Annotated in this window: 4 protein-coding genes; 3 read left to right on the top strand and 1 reads right to left on the bottom strand. The window is 46.8% G+C overall.

Going from position 1 to position 3427, the window contains the following annotated elements:
- Nucleotides 1-77: 77 nt before the first annotated feature.
- The 3 genes from ACTIE6_RS20690 to folB all read left to right on the top strand — a co-directional run bounded on the left by ACTIE6_RS20690 (nt 78) and on the right by folB (nt 2481).
- Complete coding sequence (locus ACTIE6_RS20690; protein ID WP_439558443.1) at nt 78-980, top strand: WD40 repeat domain-containing protein; 903 nt, start codon at nt 78-80, stop codon at nt 978-980.
- 103 nt (nt 981-1083) lie between these two features.
- Nucleotides 1084-2124, top strand: coding sequence for a DivIVA domain-containing protein (locus tag ACTIE6_RS20685; protein ID WP_439558442.1), 1041 nt, complete (start codon nt 1084-1086; stop codon nt 2122-2124).
- 6 nt (nt 2125-2130) lie between these two features.
- Nucleotides 2131-2481, top strand: a complete 351-nt coding sequence (folB, locus tag ACTIE6_RS20680) for a dihydroneopterin aldolase (RefSeq protein ID WP_439558441.1) — start codon at nt 2131-2133, stop codon at nt 2479-2481.
- Nucleotides 2482-2576: 95 nt separating this feature from the next.
- Here folB and ACTIE6_RS20675 read toward each other — a convergent pair.
- The coding region (locus tag ACTIE6_RS20675; RefSeq protein ID WP_439558440.1) for a saccharopine dehydrogenase family protein at nt 2577-3427 on the bottom strand (851 nt) is incomplete at its 5' end.

Here is a 3427-nt window from a genome sequence, read left to right as displayed (position 1 = left end):
TTGATGGTTAGCTTTGCGTTGGCTCCATTAATTTATTACCTAACTGCTAACTGCTAATAGCTAACCACCAAAAAACAATGAATATTCACAAAGTAGATACTTTTTCCGGTCATCGGGACAGTGTTTATACAATAATTTCAGATTCGACTGACCACGGTTTCTATTCTGCCGGCGGCGACGGATTTGTCATCCAATGGAACCTGAACAAGCCGGACCTGGGCAACCTCGTGGCGCGCGCGGGTACCTCCGTCTATGCGCTGGCCCTCAATCCTGCGGATCAAAAGCTCTGGATCGGTCAGAACTACGAAGGAATCCAGCTGCTGGACACCGTAAACAATAAGATTGAAAAAACGTCGAAGATCACGGCAGCTGCCATTTTTGACATCAAAATCTCGGATGAAAATGCATTGATCGCGATGGGTGACGGGGTGATTATTGTAGTGGATGTGCCGAGCTTTTCTGTTCGTAAACACATCAAGGTTTCCGGCAAAAGTGTGCGGTCAATTGCAGTTAATCATTTAACCAATGAATTCGCGACAGGCGATAGTGAATGCAACGTACATATCTTCGATCTGGATGGTTTTGTTTTAAAAAAGACAATCCAATCACATTCAAACTCGGTTTTCTCCGTTAAGTATTCACCAGATGGGCAATATCTTTTCACAACCGGGCGCGATGCGCACCTCAAAATCTGGGATGTAAATGATGCTTATGGTACAGTGGCCGACATTCCCGCGCACATGTACGCCATCAACGACATTGCATTCAGTCCCGACCAGCAATTGTTTGCTACCTGCAGTATGGACAAATCGATTAAAGTCTGGGATACTGCAACTTTCAAATTGAAGAAAATCATCGACCGTGCGCGCCACGCCGGGCATGGAACTTCGGTGAATAAACTCCTCTGGACAACCTTTGAAAACCAGCTGATATCATGCAGCGACGACCGTATGATATCGGTTTGGAAAGTGGCCGAATAGTATACTTATCATATGGTATTATTGGCAAATACTTTGAAAAATGACGCATATATCTTTAACTTACACGACTGATTTTATCTAGTAACAAAGCTTTGAACGCATCATGAAAATATCCGCGATAGAGATACGCAAGCATACTTTTGAAAAGATTTTCAGAGGTTACGACCCGGACGAAGTAGATGCTTTCCTGAATTCACTGTCACAGGAATGGGAGCGATTTTCGAGCGAAAACAGCTTGTTGAAAATGCAGCTCGAATATGCGGAAAAGGAGCTTAGCAAGTTAAAAGACATAGAATCTACGCTATTCCGTACACTGAAAGCGGCGGAAGATACCAGTAAGCTGATTGAAAAAGAGGCACACGAGCTTGCTGAGAAAAGGATTGAAGAATCGAAGTCAACAGCGAGCGACCTGGTGACGGAAGCAGAAGCCAGGACGAGCCAGATTATACAGGAAACGGAAGACCGTTTGAAGCAGTTCAAAGAGGATTTTGCAACGGAAATCAAACGGCAGGAACGCGACTTCAAAGCGATTGAAAATTTCAGGGATAACCTCATTGTTCAGCTTACTTCGCTGGCCAATAATACCATAGATACCGTTGAACGTTTTGAGCAGAAGTATGATAAGGAATCTGTTCTGAACAAAATGGAAGAGATCAAGCAGCACGTTGCCGAGATTGATATTCCAAAGAAACCAAGCTACCATATTCCGGCAATGGAAGTTGCCAGGGAGGAGGCTCCGGAGGAGCATGAAGCAGAGGTATCTGTGATTTTGCAGGATGATAAGCCGGAAGTGGTGTTTGAGATACCGAGAGAAGAGGAAGAGCCGGAAATCGTTGAGGTTGAAACGGAAGAGGAAGAATTGTTGCCCGAAGCTGCCTTTGAGCAGGAAGAGCTGAATGCGATCGAGGAACCTGAACCAGTAGCAGTGACAGAGCCGGAACCGGAGCCTGTTGAGGAGGAAGTTGTTTATAACCGGCCACGCGAAACGGTAAGAAGTGCAGCCGATGAAGCCAATGAAGCTTTGGCCGAAATGCACAGATCCGCTGAAAAAGCACGTGATTCTTCACCGGCGATCAACAGACCGCGTGAAACTACCCAGCCCAAGAAAACAGGTGGCGGCGGCTCATTCTTTGACCAAATCTAAATTACATTGGGAACGATCAGCCTCGAAGGATTAGAGTTTTTTGCATACCACGGGTACTACCCGGAAGAACAGAGAATAGGCAACAAATACGCGCTTGACATCACCATCTCGACAGATTTCTTCAAAGCAGCGCAGGAAGATAAACTCAGCGAAACGGTAAACTACGAAACAATCTACCAGATCGCCTCAAAAGTAATGCAGGAACCAGCCAAACTGCTGGAACACATCGGCTTCAATGTAATCGAAAAAATAAGAGAACACTACCCGCGCGTAGCAAATATCAAAGTGCGGGTCTCCAAGTTCAACCCGCCGGTAGGGGGGGTTTGTACGCGGGCGGTGATAACGATGGAGGGGTAGCTTTGCGCTCTGCCCTTCGACTGCGCTCAGGGTGACAAACGTACTTTGTCACCCTGAGCGCAGTCGAAGGGCAGAGCGAGATGCCTCCGTCAGGGTCAATACTCGTGAGGCAGCGTCACATTAATCCGCTCGTTCCACGGCAAACCGTGCTGGTTGAGCAAATCCATGAAAGGATCCGGATTCAATTCTTCTACATTATATACACCCGGCTTCATCCATTCTTCATTCGTCAGCATCAGCATTGCGCCGATCATTGCCGGAACTCCGGTGGTGTAACTTACAGCCTGGGCGCGTACTTCGCGGTAGCATTCAGCGTGGTCGCAGTTGTTCCACACGTAGTAGGTTTTTTCTTCTCCGTCTTCAATTCCCTTGATCTGGCAGCCGATTGAAGTTTGACCTGAATAATTCTCTCCCAAAGAGTCAGGAGCGGGTAGTACTGCTTTCAGGAATTCAAGCGGTACAATGTCCATTCCCTGGAATTTGATGGGCTTAATGCTCGTCATACCCACGTTTTCAAGCACATTCAAATGCGTGATGTAAGCTTGTCCGAAAGTCATCCAGAAGCGCGCGCGTTTCAGGGTAGGAAAGTTTTTTACCAAAGATTCCAGTTCCTCGTGGTAAAGTACATAGCTCTCCTTTGGTCCGATGCCCGGATATTCAATGGGTTTGTGAATGGACATAGCTGGAATCTCAACCCACTCTCCATTTTCCCAATACCTGCCAGGCTGCGTAATCTCGCGGATGTTGATTTCAGGATTGAAGTTCGTAGCAAATGCTTTTCCGTGATCACCTGCATTACAGTCGATAATATCCAGGTAATGCATTTCGTCGAAATGGTGCTTGTTGGCATAAGCAGTAAAAACCTGCGTTACGCCCGGATCAAAGCCGCAGCCCAGAACCGCCATTAAACCAGCTTCTTTAAAACGCTCCTGGTATGCCCACTGCC

This window comes from Dyadobacter sp., from assembly GCF_051859145.1.
Lineage (GTDB): Bacteria > Bacteroidota > Bacteroidia > Cytophagales > Spirosomataceae > Dyadobacter.
Note: the sequence above shows the minus strand (reverse complement) of the source record. Positions and strands in the feature narration are given on the sequence as shown.

Excerpts from the sequence above, each read along its gene's own strand:
- ACTIE6_RS20690 (WP_439558443.1), top strand. The coding sequence starts at position 78 with ATGAATATTCACAAAGTAGATACTTTTTCCGGTCATCGGGACAGTGTT.
- ACTIE6_RS20685 (WP_439558442.1), top strand. The coding sequence starts at position 1,084 with ATGAAAATATCCGCGATAGAGATACGCAAGCATACTTTTGAAAAGATT.